Source organism: Solidesulfovibrio magneticus RS-1, from assembly GCF_000010665.1.
In the GTDB taxonomy this organism is placed as follows: Bacteria; Desulfobacterota; Desulfovibrionia; order Desulfovibrionales; family Desulfovibrionaceae; genus Solidesulfovibrio; species Solidesulfovibrio magneticus.
Map to the genome: position 1 here is coordinate 3,830,222 of NC_012796.1, position 20,403 is coordinate 3,850,624.

The 20,403-nt window shown below is 68.5% G+C and carries 10 protein-coding genes; 5 read left to right on the forward strand and 5 right to left on the reverse strand.

The window, feature by feature from the left end:
- Window positions 1-251: 251 nt before the first annotated feature.
- Window positions 252-557 carry a putative quinol monooxygenase gene (locus DMR_RS16085; protein ID WP_043600916.1) on the reverse strand — a complete coding sequence of 102 codons (306 nt, stop codon included), beginning with the start codon at window positions 555-557 and terminating at the stop codon, window positions 252-254.
- Between the two features lie 184 nt (window positions 558-741).
- Here DMR_RS16085 and DMR_RS16090 point away from each other — a divergent pair, with 184 nt between their 5' ends.
- From DMR_RS16090 to DMR_RS16105, 4 genes are all read left to right on the forward strand, one after another.
- Window positions 742-1,422: a CerR family C-terminal domain-containing protein gene (locus tag DMR_RS16090; RefSeq protein WP_015862051.1), complete on the forward strand. Its 681-nt coding sequence runs from the start codon at window positions 742-744 to the stop codon at window positions 1,420-1,422.
- Window positions 1,419-2,648 carry an efflux RND transporter periplasmic adaptor subunit gene (locus DMR_RS16095; protein ID WP_015862052.1) on the forward strand — a complete coding sequence of 410 codons (1,230 nt, stop codon included), beginning with the start codon at window positions 1,419-1,421 and terminating at the stop codon, window positions 2,646-2,648. Before DMR_RS16090 ends, DMR_RS16095 begins: the two co-directional genes overlap by 4 nt.
- Window positions 2,645-5,758 (forward strand): efflux RND transporter permease subunit, encoded by a 3,114-nt coding sequence (locus DMR_RS16100; protein ID WP_015862053.1) that lies wholly within the window; start codon window positions 2,645-2,647, stop codon window positions 5,756-5,758. Before DMR_RS16095 ends, DMR_RS16100 begins: the two co-directional genes overlap by 4 nt.
- Window positions 5,759-6,300: 542 nt before the next feature.
- Window positions 6,301-7,437: an HDOD domain-containing protein gene (locus DMR_RS16105; protein ID WP_148208459.1), complete on the forward strand. Its 1,137-nt coding sequence runs from the start codon at window positions 6,301-6,303 to the stop codon at window positions 7,435-7,437.
- Between the two features lie 135 nt (window positions 7,438-7,572).
- On the opposite strand, the gene DMR_RS16110 is transcribed toward DMR_RS16105, so the two are convergent.
- The 4 genes from DMR_RS16110 to DMR_RS16125 all read right to left on the reverse strand — a co-directional run bounded on the left by DMR_RS16110 (window position 7,573) and on the right by DMR_RS16125 (window position 11,381).
- A complete protein-coding gene (locus DMR_RS16110; RefSeq protein WP_015862055.1) occupies window positions 7,573-8,712 on the reverse strand; it encodes a PAS domain-containing sensor histidine kinase in 1,140 nt (379 codons plus the stop codon).
- Window positions 8,713-8,813: 101 nt separating this feature from the next.
- A complete protein-coding gene (locus tag DMR_RS16115; RefSeq protein ID WP_015862056.1) occupies window positions 8,814-9,116 on the reverse strand; it encodes a hypothetical protein in 303 nt (100 codons plus the stop codon).
- On the reverse strand, window positions 9,097-10,791 hold the full coding sequence (gene ilvB, locus DMR_RS16120) for a biosynthetic-type acetolactate synthase large subunit (RefSeq protein ID WP_015862057.1): 1,695 nt from the start codon (window positions 10,789-10,791) through the stop codon (window positions 9,097-9,099). Before ilvB ends, DMR_RS16115 begins: the two co-directional genes overlap by 20 nt.
- A 338-nt stretch (window positions 10,792-11,129) precedes the next feature.
- Window positions 11,130-11,381, reverse strand: a complete 252-nt coding sequence (locus DMR_RS16125; protein WP_052279006.1) for a hypothetical protein — start codon at window positions 11,379-11,381, stop codon at window positions 11,130-11,132.
- 480 nt (window positions 11,382-11,861) lie between these two features.
- Between DMR_RS16125 and DMR_RS25630 the strand changes: the two genes are divergently transcribed.
- Window positions 11,862-20,306 (forward strand): hypothetical protein, encoded by an 8,445-nt coding sequence (locus tag DMR_RS25630; protein WP_015862059.1) that lies wholly within the window; start codon window positions 11,862-11,864, stop codon window positions 20,304-20,306.
- Window positions 20,307-20,403: the final 97 nt, after the last annotated feature.

The window sequence follows — 20,403 nt, forward strand, 5'->3', positions numbered from 1 at the left end:
CGCGGCCGGGGCTTCCGGTCGCGCCTTGTTTGTTGCGGCGTTTGTTACGGCGTTTGCGGCGGCCGACGCCGTGGCCAAAGCCCGCCGCCTCCAGCGTGGCGGTCTGGCGACAGGCCCGTGTCGCGCCCACGAAAAGCGCCAACGGCGTTTCGCAGGCAACAAACTAAAACCATTGATTTTTTAAAAAATACTATCGTATATTTTAAGGTCCGCGCCGGCCCGGGCCATCGCCCGGGCCGGCGCGGACGGGCTTACAGCCCCGGGGCCTCGGCGTAGAGCTTGACGGACATGGGTTCGGCCAGCAGCTCCGGGGCGGTGGCCTTGAAGCCGTTTAAGTGCGGCGTGTCCAGGTGGGCGGCCAGGAGTTCCCGGCTTTCCCAGGCCTCGACCAGCACGAAGCTGCCGGGGCTTTCCACGGACTCGAAAAGGTCGTAGGCGATATAGCCGGGATCTTTTTGGGTGGGCGCGACCAGGGCGGTCAGGCCGGCTTTGAGGGCGGCCTCCTTGCCGGGTTTGGCCTTGAAGCGGGCGACGACGTGAACGACGGGTTCGGCCATGGGATGCTCCTTCTTGGATGACGATGCTTCCGGGCTAGGCGCTTTGGAGGGCGGGGTCAACCGCTGCAACGAGCCTTGCCGTGTCAAAACCGAAAGCCTCCCCCGGCGCCGCGCGAAAGTATTGACCCTTGCCCGGAAGGCCCGTATCTCCAAGGTGAACACATGCTTGACGTAAGGCGGCCAGATGACCAGCAGCGGTCGTGAGGACGAAACCCGGGCGCGGCTTTTGGACGCGGCCGGAGAGATATTTTCCTGCAAGGGATTTCACGCCGCAACCGTGCGCGAGATCACCAAGACGGCGCGCGCCAACGTCGCCGCCATCCACTACCATTTCGGCAGCAAGGACCGCCTGTATCTGGCCGTGCTGGAACATGCCCACGCCGAAGCCATGCGCCTTTATCCGCCGGAGCTGGGGTTGCCGCCCGACGCCTCGCCCGAGACGCGTCTTTTCGCCTATGTGCGCGCCCTGCTTTTGCGGCTCACCGAAAAAAACCGCCACGCCTGGCTGTCTCGCCTCATGGCCCGGGAGATGGCCGACCCCACGCCCCAGCTCGCCGGGGTGGTGGAACGCTGCCTGGCCCCGGCCAACGCCGTGCTGCGCGCCATCGTGGCCGACCTCCTCGGCCCCGGGGCCGAGGCTGTGGATGTGGCCCGCTGCGCCCAGAGCGTGGTCGGCCAGTGCCGCCACTTCGTCATCGACCGGCCGGTGATCGCCAGACTCTACCCCGAAACCGAAACCGGACTGGGCGGACTCGACGCCCTGGCCGCCCATGTGGCCCGTTTTTCCCTGGCCGCCCTGCGCGGCTACCAAACCAGCGACTTTGCCCCGCCGCAACTGGAACCCCACTCAGGAGACGTGCTTTGAACCTCCCGCTTTTTCGCTGCGCCGCCTACGCGGCGCTTTTGCTTTGCGTCTGGTCGTGCAGCGGCTCGGAACAAAAAGCCAGCCGCGAAGCCCGGCCCGCCCCGGTCGAGGCCGTGGCGGCCAAGGCCGCCGACGTGCCGGTCACGGTCAAGGCCGTGGGCAACGTCGAACCCATGGCCACCGTGGCCGTCAAACCGCAGGTGGCCGGGGCCATCGTGGCCCAGCTGGTCCAGGACGGAGCCAGGGTGCGCAAGGGCGACGTGCTCTTTCGCATCGATCCCCGCCCTTTTGAGCTGTCCATCCGGGAATCCCAGGCCAAGCTCGAACGCGACAAGGCGCTGCTTTTCAAGGCCGAGGAAGACCTCAAGCGCTACACCACGCTCAAGACCAAGGACGTGGTGGCCCAGGGCCAGTACGACGAGACCTTTGCTCAGGCCAAGACCCTGGAAGGCACGATAAAACTCAACCAGGCCACCCTGGACCGGGCCAAGCTCGACCTCGAATACGCCGAGGTGCGCGCCCCCATCGCCGGCCGGGTCGGCTCGGTGCTTCTCACCACCGGCAACGTGGTCAAGGCCAACGAGGCCACGGCCTGCGTCATCAATCAGATAAGCCCCATCTACATCGCCTTCTCCGTGCCCGAACGCTATCTGCCCGCCATCATGGCCAGGATGAAGCAGGGCGGCCTGGAAATCGCCGCCGCCCCGCCCGGCGTGTCCGATGCCGGGGCCGTCACGGCCCCCATTGTGTCCGTGGACAACGCCGTGGACGTCAAGACCGGCACCATACGCCTCAAGGCCGAAGCGCCCAACGCCGACCACAGCCTGTGGCCCGGCCAGTTCCTGCGCGTGGGGCTGACCATCGAAACCCGCCAAAACGCCGTGGTCATCCCCACCCGGGCGGTCATGGACGGCGTGTCCGGGCCGTATGTCTACGTGGTGGCCGACGGCAAGGCCGAGGCCCGAAAGATCGTTCCCGGCCCCATCGTGGACGACGAGACCGTCATCGACAAGGGGCTGGCCCCGGGCGAAATGGTGGTCACCGACGGCCAAGTGCGCCTTGCCCCCGGAGCCCGGGCGGAAATCAAGACGCCGGCCGCGCCCGGGGGCAAGGGCGAGGCCAAACCGGCCGAGGCCAAGCCGGTCGACGGCCAGCCCGACGGCCCCAAACCGGCCGAGGCCAAGCCCACCGGCGCCAAGCCGGCCGGCGACGGAGCCAAGTCGTGAATCCGGCCGCCATTTTCATCACCCGACCGGTCATGACCACCCTGGTCATGATCGCCATCCTCATCTTCGGCGTCATGGCCTATACGCGCCTGCCCGTGTCAGACCTGCCAAACGTCGATTTCCCCACCATCGAGGTGCGGGTGTCGCTGCCCGGGGCCAGCCCCGAGACCATGGCCGCCGCCGTGGCCAACCCCCTGGAAAAGCAGTTCTCCACCATCGCGGGCCTGGATTCCATGACCTCGGTCAACACCGTGGGCTCCACCCGCGTCACCTTGCAGTTTGCCCTCAACCGCAGCATCGACGCCGCCGCCCTGGACGTGCAGTCGGCCATGACCACCGCTGGCAAGGACCTGCCCGACGACCTGCCCTCGCCGCCGTCGTTTCGCAAGGTCAACCCGGCCGACATGCCCGTCCTGTATCTGGCCATCTCCTCCGACGTCATGCGTCCCTCCGACGTCAACGAGTACGCCGAGAACATGATGGCCCAGCGCATCTCCATGGTGCCCGGCGTGGCCCAGGTGTCGGTGTACGGCTCAAAAAAATACGCCGTGCGCATCCAGCTCGATCCCGAGGCCATGGCCTCCAAGGGCATCGGCGTGGACGAGGCGTCGGAAGCGGTCAAGCGCGGCAACGTCAATCTGCCCGTGGGCACGGTTTCGGGACCGTCCCGGGAATACACCGTGCGCTCCAGCGGCAAGCTCATGGATGCTGCCGCCTACCGGCCGCTGATCGTGGCCTGGAGAAACGGCTCGCCGGTGCGCCTGTCGGAAATCGCCACGGTCTCCGACTCCGTGGAAGAGACCCGGCGGCTCAACTGGTTCTCCGGCACGCCGGGCATGGTCCTGGCCGTGCAGCGCCAGCCCGGGGCCAACTCCGTGGAAGTGGTGGACGCCGTCAAAAAGCTGTTGCCCCACTTCCAGTCCCAACTGCCGGCTTCGGTGGGCCTCAAGATCCTCTACGACCGTTCCGTCTCCATCCGCGAATCCGTGGCCGACGTGAAGTTCACCCTGGTCCTCACCGTGGCCCTGGTCATCATGGTGATCTTTCTGTTTTTGCGAAACATCCCGGCCACCATCATCCCGAGCCTGGCCCTGCCCATGTCCGTGGTCGGGGCCTTTGCCGTCATGTACCAGCTGGGCTTTAGCCTGGACAACATTTCGCTTATGGCGCTCACGCTTTCGGTGGGCTTTGTCGTCGACGACGCCATCGTCATGCTCGAAAACATCGTGCGCCACATGGAAATGGGCAAATCGCCCTTTGCCGCCGCCATGGAAGGGTCCAAGGAGATCAGCTTCACCATCGTCTCCATGACCATTTCCCTGGCCGCCGTGTTTCTGCCGGTCTTTTTCATGGGCGGCGTGGTCGGGCGGCTGTTTCACGAATTCGCCGTCACCATCATGACCGCCATCCTCATCTCCGGCTTCGTGTCCATTTCGCTGACCCCCATGCTGTGCAACCTCGTGCTGAAGCCCCATGTGGCCCAGCGCCACGGCCGGGTCTACAACGCCATCGAGCGCGCCTTCGACGGCCTGCGCGACGGCTACGACGCCTCCCTGCGCTTCGTGCTCAAACACCACGCCGCCACCATGATCTTCTCCCTGGCGCTTTTGGGCGTCACGGTCTGGCTGTTCGGGGCCATCCCCAAGGGCTTTTTGCCCAGCGAGGACACCGGCCAGCTGTCGGTGACCACCGAGGCCGAGGAAGGCGTGTCCTTCGCCGTCATGGTGGAACGCCAAAAGCGCTTGAACGACATCGCCAAAAACGACCCGGACGTGGCCAACTTCATGTCCGTGGTGGGCGGCGGCGGCCCCAACAACACCTCCAACAACGGCCGGCTCATGCTGTCGCTTAAACCCCTGGAGGAACGCCAGCACAGCGCCGACGAAGTGCTCCAGCGCCTGCGCGCCGAGTTCGCCAAGGTCCCGGGGTTGCGTTCCTACCTGCAAAATCCGCCGGCCATCCGCATCGGCGGCCGGGCCTCCAAGGGCCAGTACCAGTTCACTCTGCAAGCCACGAGCACGGATGAACTTTTTGCCGCAGCCACGGCTTTCGAGGATAAACTGCGCCACCTGTCCGGCATCCAGGACGTCACCAGCGACCTGCAGATCAAAAATCCCGAGCTGCGCATCGACATCGACCGCGACAAGGCTTCGGCCCTGGGCATCTCGGCCTACCAGATCGAAACCGCCCTGGCCACGTCCTACGGCAACAAGCAGATCTCGACCATCTACGCGCCAAACGACACCTATCAGGTCGTCATGGAACTGGCCCCGAACTATCAGGCCAACCCCGAAGCCCTGTCCATGCTCTACGTGCGCTCAAGCGACGGCCAGCTCGTGCCCCTGGACACGCTTATCACCCGGGCCGTGGCTGTTGGCCCCTTGTCCATCAACCACCAGGGCCAGTCCCCGGCCGTGACCATCTCGTTTAACCTGCGCCCGGGCACGTCCCTGGGTTCGGTGGTGGACGCCATCGAGGACCTGGCCCGGCGCGAGCTGCCGGGGTCGATCTTCACAAGCTTCCAGGGCGAGGCCCAGGCCTTCCAGAGTTCGCTGACCGGGCTGTCCGTGCTGCTGGGCATGGCCGTGCTGGTCATCTACATCGTGCTGGGCATCCTTTATGAAAGCTTCATCCATCCCCTGACCATCCTCTCGGGCCTGCCCTCGGCCGGCGTCGGAGCCTTGGCCACGCTCATGCTCTTTGGCCTGGACCTCAACATCTACGGCTTTGTCGGCATCATCATGCTCATTGGCATCGTCAAGAAAAACGCCATCATGATGATCGACTTTGCCCTGGAGGCCCAGCGCGGCCAGGGCATGGCCGCCCGGGAGGCCATCTACGAAGGGGCTCTGGTGCGGTTTCGGCCCATCATGATGACCACCATGGCGGCGCTCATGGGCACCTTGCCCATTGCCCTGGGCATCGGAGCCGGGGCCGAGGCCCGCCGTCCCCTGGGCCTGTGCGTGGTCGGCGGGTTGATGGTGTCGCAGCTGCTCACGCTCTATTTCACGCCGGTCTATTACATCTATCTCGACGCCTTCCAGGAGTGGCTCAAACGGCGTATGGGCGGTCGCCGCCCGGCAAAGACGGCCCCGGCCGCCGCTTCCTGACCCTTCGCCAGGGCGCGTCGCCGCCTGCTTGCCGTCGGCTTGCCACGGCGGCGCGCCTTGGGTCCTGTCCAAGCGCCCTTCGAGTCCTGTCCACGCGGTCGTGGGCGCGGGGCGGCATGCGTCCGCGGCATCTCCCGCCAACGTCCTCTCCATGCTTTGGCGGGGTCCGGCAATTGACCTGAACCGAGCCCGCCCTGCCCCCTGTGTCCACGCGTCCGTGAGGTCCGGCCGCCGTCCAGGCGAGGCCGGCGTCTCGGACCGCGCATTGAGGCCTTAGCCCTTGCCCAAGCCCCCCCGGGCTGGTATCCGGTGGGCACGGTCGTCCTCCCCCGGGCCAAGCCCCTCGTGTCGCGTCCACGAAACGCGCACAGGGAACAAAACCAGCAGTTTTCCTATAAAATCCTCTCGTATTTTAAAGGGACGCTGCACGAGGACTGCCGCCGACAGATGGCGCGTCTTTGCAACCACGGTCGGTTTGTTGGAGACGTGACCATTCCGGTCGCCCCGTTCGCCAGCCTGCGGCCATGCCGCATGAAACATCTATGCAATGGGAATATGCGCTCCTGGCCGCCGCTTGCTTGGCGGCAGGGGCGGCTTTGCTGCTGCCGCGCCTGCGGCGCGGCAGCGCGTCTTGTCCCAGGACCGAGACCGCCTCGCGCCGGGCTGACGCGCCCTCCTTGGCCGCCAACGCCGGGCGGGCGGACCCGACAGGTCCGACCGCCCGGTCCGAGGCCACGACCGAGCACATGCTGGAGCGCCTGGCTTTCGGATTGGAGCGCCTCTTCGCCGAGCCTATGCCCCTGCCGCCAGAGTGCGCCGACATCTTCATCAAGCCGCGCCCCAGCCCTCCGGCCGTCGCCGCCGCCGCCAAGCGCCTGGGCAGGCTGGCCGCCGGCAGCGGCCTGCTGGCCCGCCTGGGCGCCCCGGCCACGCCTCTTGGCGTGGTGGCCTCCCTGGTCTCGGCCGATCCGATCCTGGCCGGTCAGGTGCTCACCATCGCCAACAGCCCGCTTTTTGGCCTGCGCGGCCAACTGGCCGACGTGGAAAAAGCCGTGGCCGTCATCGGTCTGGCCAACTTGAAGGCGCTGGTGTTTTCCGAGCTTCTGGAACAGGGCGGCAGCCAAGCCGGGCTGTCCCGGGCAGCAAGGCAGAGGCTTGTGACCCACATGGCCCGCACGGCCGTGCTGGCCCGGCGCATCGCCCCGGCCCTGCCCGGCCTTGATCCGGCCATGGCCTACACTGCCGGGCTGCTCCACGACGTGGGCAAGCTGGCCCTGCCGGCCGGTGCGGCCGAGACGCGCAGCCGGCCGCCCCAGGAAGAGGTCGCGTGTTGGGGCGACCACCACGGCGCGGCCGGCTGGGCCGTGTGCCAACGCTTCGAGCTGCCGGCGGCCGTGGGTCAGGCCGTGCGCCTGCACCACGGGCCGGGCTGGGTCGAACTGGAAGACGGGGGGGCCGGGCTGGCCGAAGCCCGGTTGGCCGTGGCCGTGGCCCTGGCCGAAGGATTGGCCCTGGCTCTGGAGGAGGACGAAACGGCGACCATCGTGCCGCTGCGGCATTCCTACCGGTTTCTCATCCGCGACGCCGTGCTGGCCGACGTCCTGGCCGATCCGGGACTGACCGCCGAGATGGGCCGGGCCATGGCCCTGGTGCGGCTGGCCGGCGGCGAGGCGGCCTAGGGCCGCGACCCTGCCGCGATACGCCGTTTGTTGGGGGAGGCCGCAAGGCCGCGTCCCTCGCGAAAAACGCCCGGCCGCGCCGACGCCCGGTCCCGGCCGACATCTTGGGAACGGTCGGCTCGCCTCGCGGCAGGCCTACTCCTGACAGGGCAGGCTCACGAAAAAGGTCGTGCCCTCGCCTTCCTGACTGCGAAAGCCCACCGTGCCGCCGAGGTAACTTTCGGCAAAGAGCTTGGCCCCGTAGGTGCCCAGACCCCGGCCACGCCCCTTGGTGGAAAAGGCCCGGCGAAAGATCTGAGGCCGGGCTTCCTCGGGCACGAGAGCCGAATTGCGCACCCAAAACCGCACCTGGCCGTCCTGCCGGTCGCAGCCTGCGGTCACCACCCCGCCGGCCGGCGTGGCTTCCAGGGCGTTTTTCTGGAAATTGACCAGAATGCGGGTGAGCAGTTTGCGGTCGGAAGCGAAAAAGACGTCCTCGCTCTCGGGCGCGACGGCCAGATTCTTGCCCTTGCAGGAGCTGTCCCGGCGCATGAGCGCCGTGATGTCGGCAAGAAGCGACAGCGACCCCATCTTGTTGACGGCCACTTCGTAGTCGCCGCGCTCGGCAAAGGTCAGGTCGCGCTGGGCCTGGATGAGGTCGTTTACCCGCTCCACGGCAAAAAGCAGCAGATCGAGCTCGGCGTTTCGCGTGCCCTCTTCCTCTTCGCGCATGAGTTCGCACACGCCCTGCATGCCGGACACGAGATTCAAAATGTCGTGGTAGAAGATGCGCTCCATGAGGTCGAGGCGCTTTTCCGCCCGGATGTCAGCCAGAAGGGCCACATGGAAGGTCTCCTGGCCGTGGCGCATGGACCAGATCCAGATGCGGAAGTCCAGGGTTTCCAGATGCTCCACGCCCTGGCGGCTGATGGAGCAATCGCCGCTGACGGCGTTTTTGCCGGCCAGGGAGGCGGCCAGGGACCGGGCCGCGCCGCAGGAACGGCACAGCTCCGTCGCGCCGCACACGCCGCTGTCGATCTTGGTGCCAAAGCAGGACAAGGCCTCGCCCAGACGCAGCCCCACGACCCTGGAAGCGTCGCCGCCCTCGGCCGACAGGCCGCCAAAGGCCTTGTTGGCGTAGACGATCTGACGGTGAGCGTTAAAGACCGCCACGCCCTGGGGAAGATGGTCGAGAATGCCCGGGGCCGGGCTTTCGGCGAAAAGCCGCGCCTGCCGGTCCACGGCCTGCTCGGACGACCGCTCGTCGGAAAATAGCGGAAGAAGCCGCGCGCTCATACAACAACCTCCGAACGGCGACAGCCGCGATACCGTGCATAACGCAGGCGGCCGGGGCCGTCCAGAGGCGGTAAAAGGCCCCTCCACCGGCCAGGCGCGCCTCAGGCCGCGACCGGCTCGGCCAGGGACGCCCCCGCAGCGCGCGTCAGACGCGCCCCGCAGACCTCGGGCAGGGCGCGCAGTTCGGCCAACAGCCGCTCCAGCCGGCCGTCGTCGGCCACGGCCACCAGCAGCAGCCCCTGGCCGGCCGGTCCGGGCAGGCAGGAAAGCCCCAGCAGTTCGTGGGAACGCCGGGCCAGACAGGCGGCCACATGGCGCAGCGCACCAAGGGCGTCCCGGGTGGCCAGTTCCAGTTCGGCCCGGGGAGACTCGGAAGCGGTATTTTCACGAATGGGCGTGGTCATGGCGTTTCTCCAGGATCATTTCATGGTTGGCGGCGCCGGGCGGCACCATGGGAAAGACATGGGCGTCGGGATCGACCGTGATGCGGGCCAGGGCCGGTCCCGGAGCGGCCAAGACGGCGGCCAGGGCGGCCCGGGCGTCGCGGCAGGGTTCGAGGTCGATGGCGGCAATGCCGAAGGAAGCAGCCAGGGCCACGAAATCGGGCCGGGCGGCAAAGGTTGAGGCAGTGTAACGGCCGCCCACGAAAAGCGCCTGCTGCTGGCGCACAAGCCCGAGCACCCCGTTGTCCATGAGCAGGATTTTGACCGGCAGCCCAAGCTCGGCCAGGGTGGCCAGCTCCTGGACGTTCATGAGCAGCCCCCCGTCGCCGGTGACGCAGGCCACCGGCCGCGACGGGTCGGCCAAAGCCGCGCCGATGGCCGCCGGCAGGCCGAAGCCCATGGTCCCAAGCCCCCCGGAGGTGAGGAACTTGCCCGGGGCGTGGCAGGGCCAGGCCTGGGCGGCCCGCATCTGGTTCTGGCCGACATCGGTGGCCACCACGGCCTCGGGGCCAAGGATCGCGGCGGCGGCAGCCAGGACGCCGTAGGGGCTTTTGGGATCGTCCAGCCCCGGCAGGGCAAAGGGATGGGCCAGCCCCAGGCTCGCCCGTATGGCCGCCCAGGCCGGGCGGGAGCGGGCCGGAACCAGGGGAATGAGCGCGCCCAGGGTACGGGCCGCGTCGCCGGCCAGGGGAACGTGGGCCGCGCGGTTCTTGTCGTGCTCGGACGGATCAATGTCGATGTGGACGACCGAGGCCCCGGGGCAAAAGCGCTTGGCGTCGCCGGTGGCCCGGTCGTCGAAGCGCGCGCCGATGGCCACGAGCATGTCGCAGCGGGTGAGCAAGTGGTTGGCCGCCGGCGCGCCGTGCATCCCGATCATGCCGGCCAGACGCGGGTGGCCCGGGGGGAGCAGGCCCAGGCCCATGAGCGTGGTGACCACCGGGGCGTCGAGCAACTCGGCCAGGACGGTGATTTCCGCGCCGGCCCCCCGGGCCCCGCCGCCGCAGTAGAGGACCGGACGCTCGCAACGAGCCAGAAGGGAGGCGGCGAAGGCCAGATCGGCCGGCCCAGGCAAACCCGGGGCCTCGGTCCGGCCGGAGCCGGCTCGCGGGGCCGGCCAGCCGGTGAAATCGAATTCCTCGGTCTGGACGTCCCGGGGCACGTCCACCACCACCGGCCCGGGCCGGCCGGAAACGGCGATGGCAAAGGCCTCCTCCATGATCCGGGGCAGGTCGGCCGCCCGGCGCACCAGCACGTTGTGCTTGGCGATGGGGATGGTCAGGCCGTAGACATCAACTTCCTGAAAGGCGTCGGTGCCCATGAGCGCCCGGGGCACCTGGCCGGCGAGGCACACCAGGGGCACGGAATCGGCCTTGGCGTCGGCGATGGCGGTAAGCAGGTTCATGACGCCGGGGCCGGAGGTGGCCAGGCAGACCTGCGCCTGTCCCGTGACCCGGGCCAGGCCCTGGGCAATAAATCCGGCCCCCTGCTCGTGGCGGGCCAGGACGATGCGGGTCGGGGTTTGGCCGATGGCGTCGAAAAGGGGCAGGTTGGCCCCGCCGGGAATGCCGGCCACGGCTTTGATGCCATGGCGCACAAGGCTGTCGGCGATGAGGCGCGCTCCCGTCATCCGTGTCATGTCTGGCTCCGTTAAGCCCCGAGACGCACGACGGAAAGCTCCCAATAGAAAGCCCCCGCCGGCGCGCCGGCGGGGGCTTGGTTTTCACGAAAAAAAGTGAGTGTCCCCGCTTAAGGCGCCGTAACAACGACGCCTACTACGACCGCGCAAGCCGACATATGCGGAAAAGCTAGCGGGAAGCGGTTGGCGGTCATGGCAGGGAATCCTCCGAGTTGTTGAACACTGCTTAGCGCGGCCCGCAGGTGACGTCAAGCGGGACGGGACACCACGAGAGAGGGGCTAGGCCGGACAAAACGGGACGGGGCCTTCGTCCTCATAAGGCCCCGTCCCGAAAACGGCTAGTTGCCGAAAACCAGGAACGTCAGCAGGAAGGTCTCCCAGTAGCCAACCGTCAGGGCCAACTGGGTCTGTTCGGGCAGCTTGGTGGCGCTGGTGCCGAACGCATTGCCGAAGTTGAAGTTTTCCACCGCAGTGGCGGAAGTCTGCCAGCTCGTGGCCACATTGGCGGCGGTGCCGGCCATGGCCGGAGCGGCGGACAGGGTGAACAGGCACGCGACAGCAAACACCAGGGCAGCAATTCTCTTTTTCATACGCTCCTCCTCGTAGTTTGACAGACGACTGCAAAAACAGAACTGTTGGATCAACGTAGCACCAGGACAACAAAAATCAAGCGAAAGGTTTCATTTTGTCGATTCTTCGTCTTGCATGAACTCCCTTCGCTGCTAAAATTTTTCGTCATTTCCGTGCATTGTAAATATTTGATTATATATGAAACAAATAGCTTTATAAACCATCGACCCTCTTTGCCATGATCAGACAATGCGTCAACCGCCAAGTCTCTCCTGTCCGTTGCGACACGCGCCCGAACCCGGCCAATCCTGAGCGAGGGCCGGGCGAAAAACCATTTTTCCGTCAATCGTTCATTTGTTTCCCATAAGCGGCGCAACAGCCGCCGTCTTGGCGCTTTTCTTGCGAGAACGCCGGCAGGGCCGGCAGAGCGGGAAAAAAATTCCCCCCTGGCCGGCGTTGGCCGGGAAAGCCGTTTCATCCCTCGCAAGGAGTCCCAAGCCGTGAGCGTAGCCCCCATATCCTCCTATTCGGCCGAAGCCATCGCCGCCCTGACGACGACGGCGCTTCGCTCCCTTGCCGCCACGGATTTCGCCGATCTCCTGGAAACCCAGGTCGAGGCGCTCAGCACCGTCCAGATGGCCTCCCTGACCACGGGGCAAGCCCAGGCGCTGACCATCGACCAGCTCGTCTACTTCAGCGCGGCCCAGTTCTCCGCCCTGACCAAGACCCAGATCGCCGTGTTCGCGGAGGACGAAATTGCCGCCCTGTCCACCACCCAGCTGGCCGGACTCACCGCCTCCGACATTCGCGAGCTCACCACCACCCAGATCGCCTCGTTGACCACCACCCAGCTGGCCGCCCTGTCCACCACCCAGCTGTCCGCCATGACCGCCACCCAGGTGGCCGCGCTTTCCGCCACCCAGATCAACGCCCTGAGCGTCGATCAGCTGGGCGCCCTGACCGCCACCCAGGTCAAGGCCATTTCCGCCACGGCCGTGGGCAGCCTGGATGAAACCCACCTCGACGCCCTGACCACCACCCAGGTCAAGGGAATGACCGCCACCCAGATCAAGAGTCTGACCCAGGAACAGGTCGCCGGCCTTGAAACCGTCCAGATCGCCGCCCTGTCCAACGTCTGTGTGGCCGCTTTCACCGCCACCCAGGCGGCTTCGTTCTCCGCGGACCAGCTGGCCGCCTTCAATTCTACCCAGGTCAAGGCCCTCTCGACCGCCACGGTCGCGGCCATGAGCCCCGATCAGCTGGCCTGCCTGAGCGCCACCCAGGTCGCCGTGCTGACCACCGCCCAGATCGCCGCCATTGACGGCGACATGGCCGCCGCCCTGACTGCCACCCAGATCGGGGCCATGACCGGAACCCAGATTTCCTCGCTGAACACCACGGCCATCGCCGCCCTGAACCAGGACCAGCTGGCCTGCCTCACCACCACCCAGATCACGGCCCTTCGCGCCACCTGGCTCAGCGCCCTGTCCGACACCCAGGCCGCCAGCTTGTCCGAAACCCAGCTCGCCGCCATGACCGCCACCCAGATCAAGGGACTCTCGGCCACGGACATGGCCGAACTCACCACCACCAGCCTGGCCGCCATGACCACCACCCAGATGGCCGCCATGACCGCCACCCAAATCAAGGGACTCACCGAGGTACAGCTGGCCAGCCTCAACACCACCCAACTGGCCGCCCTCAGCGCCACCGGCGCGGCCGCCCTGTCCGCCGGCCAAGTGGCCGCGCTGTCATCCGAACAATTCGCCGCCCTGTCCGCCACCGCCGTGGCCAAGCTCACTACGACGGTCATCGCCAGCCTGGCCGTCACCCAACTGACCGCCCTCGACGCCACCCGGATTTCCGCCCTCACCGCCACCCAGGTCAAAAACCTCTCGGCCGACCAGGTCGGCTCGTTGTCCACAAGCCAGGTGAAGGCCCTGACCGCCACCCAGATGGCCGGTCTCACGGCCACGGCCGTGGCCGGACTGACCGCCGACGAATTGGCCGTCCTGTCCACGACCCAGGTGAAGGCCCTGTCCGCCGCCGCCGTGAGCCAGCTCTCCGGCGAACAGATGGCCGCCTTGTCAGCCGTTCAGCTGGCCTCCCTGACCGCCACCCAGATCAAGGCGCTCACGGCCACGGACATGGCCGAACTGACCACCACCGAGCTGGCCAGCCTCTCCAGCACCCAGTTGGCGTCGCTGACCGCCGCCGCCTTGGCCGGGCTGTCCGAAACGCAGCTGGCCGCCCTGACCACCACCCAGGTCAAGGGACTGACCGCCGCCGCCCTGGCCGGCCTCACCGAGACCCAGTTCGCCGCCCTGGCCGCCACCCAGGTAGCGGCGCTCACCACCACCCAAATCAAGGGGCTTTCCACCACGGCCATCGCCGGCCTCACCGAGACCCAGTTTGCCGCCCTGGCCGCCACCCAAATCGCGGCCCTGACCGCGGCCCAGGCCGGCGCCGTCACCGAAAGCCAGCTTGCGGCCATGACCACCGCCCAGCTGGCCAGCCTCACCGTCACGCAAATCGCCGGGCTGTCCATGGCCGCCGTCGATGCCCTGGCCACCACCCAGATCGCCGCCCTGACCACCACCCAGGTCAAGGCGCTCACGGCCACGGCCTTAAGCCGCTTGAGCGCCACCCAGATGGACGCCCTGAGCGCCACCCAGGTCGCCGTACTGACCGCCACGCAGCTCAAGGGCCTGACGAGCGCCGACGCCGCCGAACTGTCCGCCGCCACCCTGGCCGCCCTGTCCGCCACCCAGGTCGGCGCGCTCACCACCACCGCCGCCAGGGGCCTGGACGCCAGCCAGCTCCAAAGCCTTACCGCCACGCAGATCCGGTCCTTAAGCAGCGCCGCCGTGGCCGCCCTGGACGAAACCCAGCTCGCCGCCCTGGACGCGACCTTCATCGGCTCCCTGTCCACCACCGCCGTGGCCGGACTGACCACCACCCAGATCGCCAACCTGACCACCACCCAGCTTTCCGGTTTGGGGACCGCCCAGATTTCCGCCCTGACCCTGCTGCAGGTCAAGGCCCTGTCCGCCGACCAGCTCGGCAGCCTCACCACCACCCAGATGGCCCGTTTCTCGGCCCTGCAGATGGTGGTCATCACCGCCGACGCCGCCGCCGGCCTGACCAGCCAACAGCTGGCCGGCCTTACCGCCACCCAGATGCGCGGCCTGTCCTCAACAGCCCTCTCGGCGCTGAGTGCCGAGCAAATGGCCGCGTTCTCCGCCACCCAGCTGGCCGCCCTGTCCTCGGGCCAACTGGCCGGCCTGAGCGAGACCGACGTCGCCGAGCTGACCGCCACCCAGATCGCCGGCCTGACCGCCACGCAGCTCTCCGGCCTGACCGCCACCGCCCTTGGCGGCCTGAGCGAAACCCAGCTGGCCGGACTGTCCGCCAGCCAGGCCAAGGGACTGACCGCCACCCAGGCCGCCGCCCTGTCCACCACGCAGCTTGCCGCCATGCCCGCCGCCCAGGTCGCCGCCCTAAGCGCCGCCGCCCTGGCCGCCCTGACCGCCACGAGCCTGGCCGCGCTGTCCGAAACCCAGCTGGCCGCCCTGACCCCGACCCAAATCGCGTCCCTCACCACCACCGCCCTGGCCGGGCTGTCCTCGACCCAGATCGCCGGCCTCACCACAACCCAGCTTTCCGGCCTGACCGCCGCCCAACTGGCCGGCCTCGACCCCGCCACGGCCGCCGGCCTGACTCCGACCCAGCTCGCCGCCCTGAGCACCGCCCAGCTGCGCCGGTTGTCCTCAACCGCCCTGTCCGCTCTTTCCGCCGAACAGATGGCCGCCCTGTCCGACACCCAGCTGGCCAGCCTGGCCGCCACCCAGATCGCCGGTCTGACCACCACCGACATGGCCGAATTGACCGCCAGCGACCTGGCCGCCATGACCACCTCGCAACTGGCCGCCCTGAGTCACGATGCCATCGGCAGCCTGACCGCCGAACAGTTGACCGCCCTGTCCGCCGCCCAGCTCAAGAGCCTGACCAAGACGTCCGGCTCGGGCCTCGACGGCACCCAGACCGCCGTCATGACCCCGGCCCAGATCGCCGGCCTGTCCGTCTCGGCCGTGGCCGGACTCACGGAAACCGCCGTGCGGGCCCTGAGTGTGACCCAGCTGGCCGCCCTGTCCACCGCTCAGGTCGCGGCCCTGTCCACCACGGCCCTGGCCGCCCTGGACGCCACCCAATTGGCCGCCCTGTCCGCGACCCAGATCAAGGGCCTCACCACCACCCAGTTGGCGGCCATGACCTCCACCTCGGCCGCCGCCCTGACCGCCACCCAGGTGGCCGCCCTGACCACCACCCAGTTGCGCGCCCTGCCGGCCGCCGACGTGAGCGCCCTGTCCGCCGCCCAGATGGCCGCCCTGTCCCGGACCCAGCTGGCGAGCCTGACGGCCGCCCAGATCGCCGGCCTGGGCAGCGACGACATGGCCGAACTGGGCGCGACCCAGCTGGCCGCCCTGACCGCCGCCCAGTTCGCGGCCCTGACCGCCACGGCCCTGGCCGGCATGACCGCCGAGCAGATTGGCGTGCTCACCACCACCCAGGTCAAGGGGCTGTCCGCAACCGTGGTCGGGGCCATGAACCAGTCACAACTGGCCGCCCTCACCACCACCCAACTGGCCGCCATGACCACCACGGCCCTGGCCGGCCTGACCGCCACCGGCCTTGGCCAACTGAGCGCCACCCAGCTTTCCGCCTTGTCCGCCAGCCAGATCGCGGCCATGACCGCCACGGCCGTGGCCGGACTGACCACCAGCCAGTTCGCCGTCCTGACCACCACCCAGTTGGCGGCCATGACCGCCACCCAGATCGCCGGACTGACCACCCGGCAAGCCGCCGCCCTGACCACCACCCAGCTGGCCGGGCTGACCCCCGCCGCCCTGGCCGGCCTCGACGGCGTGCAGATCGGGTCCATGACCACCACCCAGCTGGCCGGACTGTCCACCAGCCAGATCGCCGCCCTGTCCGCCACGGCCGTGGCCGGACTGACCACCAGCCAAGTGGCCGCCCTGGCCCCGAGCCAGATCGCGGCCATGACCGCCACGGAACTTTCGGCCTTAAGCGACAGCCAGATCGCGGCCATGACCACCACCCAGATGGGCAGCCTCACCACCACCCAGCTGCGGGGCTTGTCGGCCACCCAGATCAGCGACTTCAGCGCCGACCAGCTGGCCGCCCTGTCCGCCACCCAGTTGGCCGCCCTGACCGCCGCCAGTGTCGGCTACCTGACCTCCACCCAGCTGGCCGCCATGCCGGAAAGCCAGATCGCGGCCATGACCGCCACCCAGATCGCGGCGTTGTCCGCCACGGCCCTGGCCGGGCTGTCCACCGCCGCCCTGGCCGCCCTGTCCACCACCCAGATCGCGGCCATGACCGCCACCCAGATCGGCGCGCTGACCACCACCCAGGTCGCGGCGCTGACCACCACCCAATGGGGCCGGCTGACCGCCACGCAACTGCGCGGCATCACCGAAACCCAGGCCGCCGCCCTGACTCCCGGACAGCTGGCCGGCCTGACCCCGACCCAGGTCGCGGCCATGACCGGCACGGCCGTGGCGGCGCTGTCCACCACCAGCCTGGCCAGCCTGAGCACCGATCAGATCGCGGCCCTGGACACCGCCGACATGGCCGCCCTGACCGGCAGCCAGGTCGCGGCCCTTGGCCTCACCCAGCTGGCCGCCCTCAAGACGACCCAGATCGCGGCCCTGTCCACCACCGCCGTGGCCGCCCTGACCACCACGGAACTGGCGGCCCTGGCCGCCACCCAGTCCGCCGCCCTGACCGCCACCCAGATCGGCGCGCTGACCGAAACCCAAACCGCGGCTCTGTCCACCACCCAGTTGGCCGCCCTGACCGCCACCCAGCTCAGCGGCATGAGCGACACCCAGGTCGCCTCGCTCAGCTTCACCCAACTGGCCGCCATGTCCGCCAGCCAGTTGGCCGCCCTGACCGTGGCCGGCATCGACGGCTTCACTCCGACCAAGATCGCCGCCCTGTCCGCCACCCAGCTGGCCGCCCTGACCGCCGACCAGATCGCCGGCCTTGACGCCGGGCAGGTCGCCGCCCTGACCACCGCCCAGTTGGCGGCGCTGACCACCACCCAGCTGCGGGCCATCAGCGCCACGGGCATGGCCGCCCTGACCGCCACCCAGCTCGGCTCGCTTACCGCCACCCAGATTTCCAGCCTGGCCACCAGCCAGATCCAGGCGCTCTCCTCCACCGAGATCGCCCAGCTTTCCACCACCCAGCTGGCCGCCCTGGGCACGGCCCAGATGGCCAGCCTGTCCACCAGCGCCGTGGCCGGCCTGACCGAGTCCCAGCTGGCCGCCCTGACCACCCGGCAGATGACCGCGCTCACCGCCACCCAGTTCGCGGCCCTGACCGCCACCCAGCTTTCCTCCCTGACCACGACCCAGATGGGTCTTTTGACGGTCACGGAAATCGCCGGATTGACCGAAACCCAGGTCGCGGCCCTGTCCACCAGCCAGATTGCCGCCCTGTCGGCCACCCAGACCGCCGCGCTGTCCACCGACGCCGTGTCCGGGCTGACCGCCGGCCAACTGGCCGCCCTGACCACCACCCAGCTGCGCCAGCTCACCGCCGTCCAGATCGGCGCGCTGTCCGAAACCCAGATGAGCGGACTGGCCACCAGCCAGATCGCCGCCCTGACCCAGACCCAGATCCGGGGCATTTCGGCCAACGCCTTCGAAGCCATGACCGCGACCCAGATCGCCGCCCTGGCCGATACCCAGCTGACGGCCCTTAGCGCCACCCAGCTTGGCAAGCTCACCGCCACCTTCATGGCCGCTCTTAGCGCCACCCAGCTTGGCAGCCTGACCGTGACCCAGATGGCCGGGCTTGGGACCACCGCCCTGGCGAGCTTAAGCGAGACCCAGCTCGACGCCCTGAGCACCCGGCAACTGGCCGCCCTGACCCCCACCCAGATGGCCGGGCTGACCACCAGCCAGATCAGTAGCCTCGACGCCACCCAGCTCGGCGCCCTGACCGCCACGGAAATCGGCGGCCTGACCTCCAGCCAGGTCGCGGCCCTGTCCGCCACCCAAATGGCCGCCCTGACCACCACCCAGGCCAAGGCCCTTTCCGCCACGGCCGTGGCCGGGCTGACGCAGACCCAGTTCGCGGCCCTGTCCCCCAGCCAGTTCGCCGCCCTGACCGCCACGCAAATGGCCGGGCTGACCGCCACCCAGCTGGCCGCCCTGCCCACCAGCCGCATCCAGGCGATTAACGCCACCCAGCTGGCCGCCCTGACCGCCAGCCAGATCGGCAGCCTGGCCGCCACCCAGCTGGCCGCCCTGTCCGCCGCTCAGACCGCCGCCCTGACCACGACCCAGGTGACCGGACTGACCTCCACCCAACTGGCCGCCATGGGTGAAACCCAGCTGGCCGCCCTGACCACCACCCAGATCACCAAGCTTTCGACCACGGCCGTCCCGGGCCTGACCGCCACCGCCCTGGCCGCCCTGTCCACCAAGCAGCTGGCCGCCCTGGCCGCCACCCAGCTGGCCGCCCTGACCACCACGCAAATGGCCGGACTCACCACCAGCCAGTTGCGCAACCTGACCGCCACCCAGGTGGCCGGCCTGACCGCCACGGCCGTGGGCGCGCTGTCCACCACCCAGATCGGGGCGCTTCGCAACACCCAGATCGCCGCCCTGGCCGACTCCGGCGTGGCCGGCCTGACCGCCGCCCAGATCGAAAGCCTCTCCGGCGAACAGCTGGCGGCGCTGTCCGCCGGCCAGATGGACGCCCTGTCCACCACCGCCCTGGCCGGCCTGTCCACCACGACCCTGGCCGCCCTGACCACCGCCCAGATCGCCAGCCTTTCGGCCACGGGCATGGCCGCCCTGACCACGACGCAGATCGCCAGCCTCGGCACAAGCCAGATCGCGGCCCTGTCCAAGACCGAACTCGGCGGCATGACCTCGCGCCAGGCCGCCGCCCTGACCGCCACCCAGATCGCCGGGCTGACCGCCACCCAGGTGGCCCAGCTGTCCACCTCGGCCGTGTCCGGCCTGACCGCGAGCCAGGTCGCCGGCCTGACCCTGACCCAACTGGCGGCCATGACCGCCACCCAGATCGCGGCGCTGACGCCCACGGCCGTGGCCGGGCTGACCACCACCGAACTGGCCGCCCTGACCACCACCCAGTTCGGCAGCCTCTCGGCCACCGGCGTGGCCGGCCTGACCGCCGCCCAGATCGCGGGCCTCACCACCGATCAGGTGAAGCTGCTCTCGACCACGACCTTAAGCGGCCTGACCGCCGCCCAGACCGCCGCCCTGACCACGACCCAGTTCGCCAGCTTAAGCGCGCACCAAATCAGCGCCCTGTCCACCCTTGGCGTGGCCGGCCTCACCCCGACCCAGCTCGACGGCATGACCGAAACCCAGTTCGCCGGCCTGACCTCCAGCCAGATCGGGGCGCTGACGCCCACGGCCATCGCCTCGCTGTCCGCGGACCAGATCGCCGATCTGACCGTGACCCAGATCGACGGGCTGGAGCGGATGCAGTTGCGAGCTCTTGGCAGCGAGCAGGTGAAGGCCCTGTCCACCAGCCAGTTGGCGTCGCTGAGCACCACCCAGATGGGCAACCTGGCCGGCACGCAGCTGACCAGCCTGACCGCCGCCCAGCTGGCGTCACTCTCCTCGACCCAGGTTGGGGCGCTCACCGCCACCCAGCTCGGAACCATGGACGCCACCCAGATCGGTTCGCTTTCGGCCAACCAGCTGGCGGGACTGACCACCACCACGGTATCCAGGCTGTCAGCCACCACCATCGCCCAGTTGACGACCACCGAACTGGAAGCCTTGAACGCCACCCAAATCGATGCGTTTACAACGACCCAGCTGGCCGGTATGACATCCGAGCAGCTGGCCGCCATACAAAACGCCCTGGCCTAAGGCAGCAGGGCAGGTTTTGACGCCGAGGCATTTTTTCCAGGCGGCGGCCGTGACAGGCAATGGACGCAATTTCACTCCGGAAAACGGATGTTCTCCG

Bases quoted from the DNA above. Each gene is read 5' to 3' on its own strand.
- DMR_RS16085 (WP_043600916.1), bottom strand. From the start codon at position 557: ATGGCCGAACCCGTCGTTCACGTCGTCGCCCGCTTCAAGGCCAAACCC.
- ilvB (WP_015862057.1), bottom strand. From the start codon at position 10,791: ATGACACGGATGACGGGAGCGCGCCTCATCGCCGACAGCCTTGTGCGC.
- DMR_RS16110 (WP_015862055.1), bottom strand. From the start codon at position 8,712: ATGAGCGCGCGGCTTCTTCCGCTATTTTCCGACGAGCGGTCGTCCGAG.
- DMR_RS16125 (WP_052279006.1), bottom strand. From the start codon at position 11,381: ATGAAAAAGAGAATTGCTGCCCTGGTGTTTGCTGTCGCGTGCCTGTTC.
- DMR_RS16115 (WP_015862056.1), bottom strand. From the start codon at position 9,116: ATGACCACGCCCATTCGTGAAAATACCGCTTCCGAGTCTCCCCGGGCC.
- DMR_RS16105 (WP_148208459.1), top strand. From the start codon at position 6,301: ATGCAATGGGAATATGCGCTCCTGGCCGCCGCTTGCTTGGCGGCAGGG.
- DMR_RS16090 (WP_015862051.1), top strand. From the start codon at position 742: ATGACCAGCAGCGGTCGTGAGGACGAAACCCGGGCGCGGCTTTTGGAC.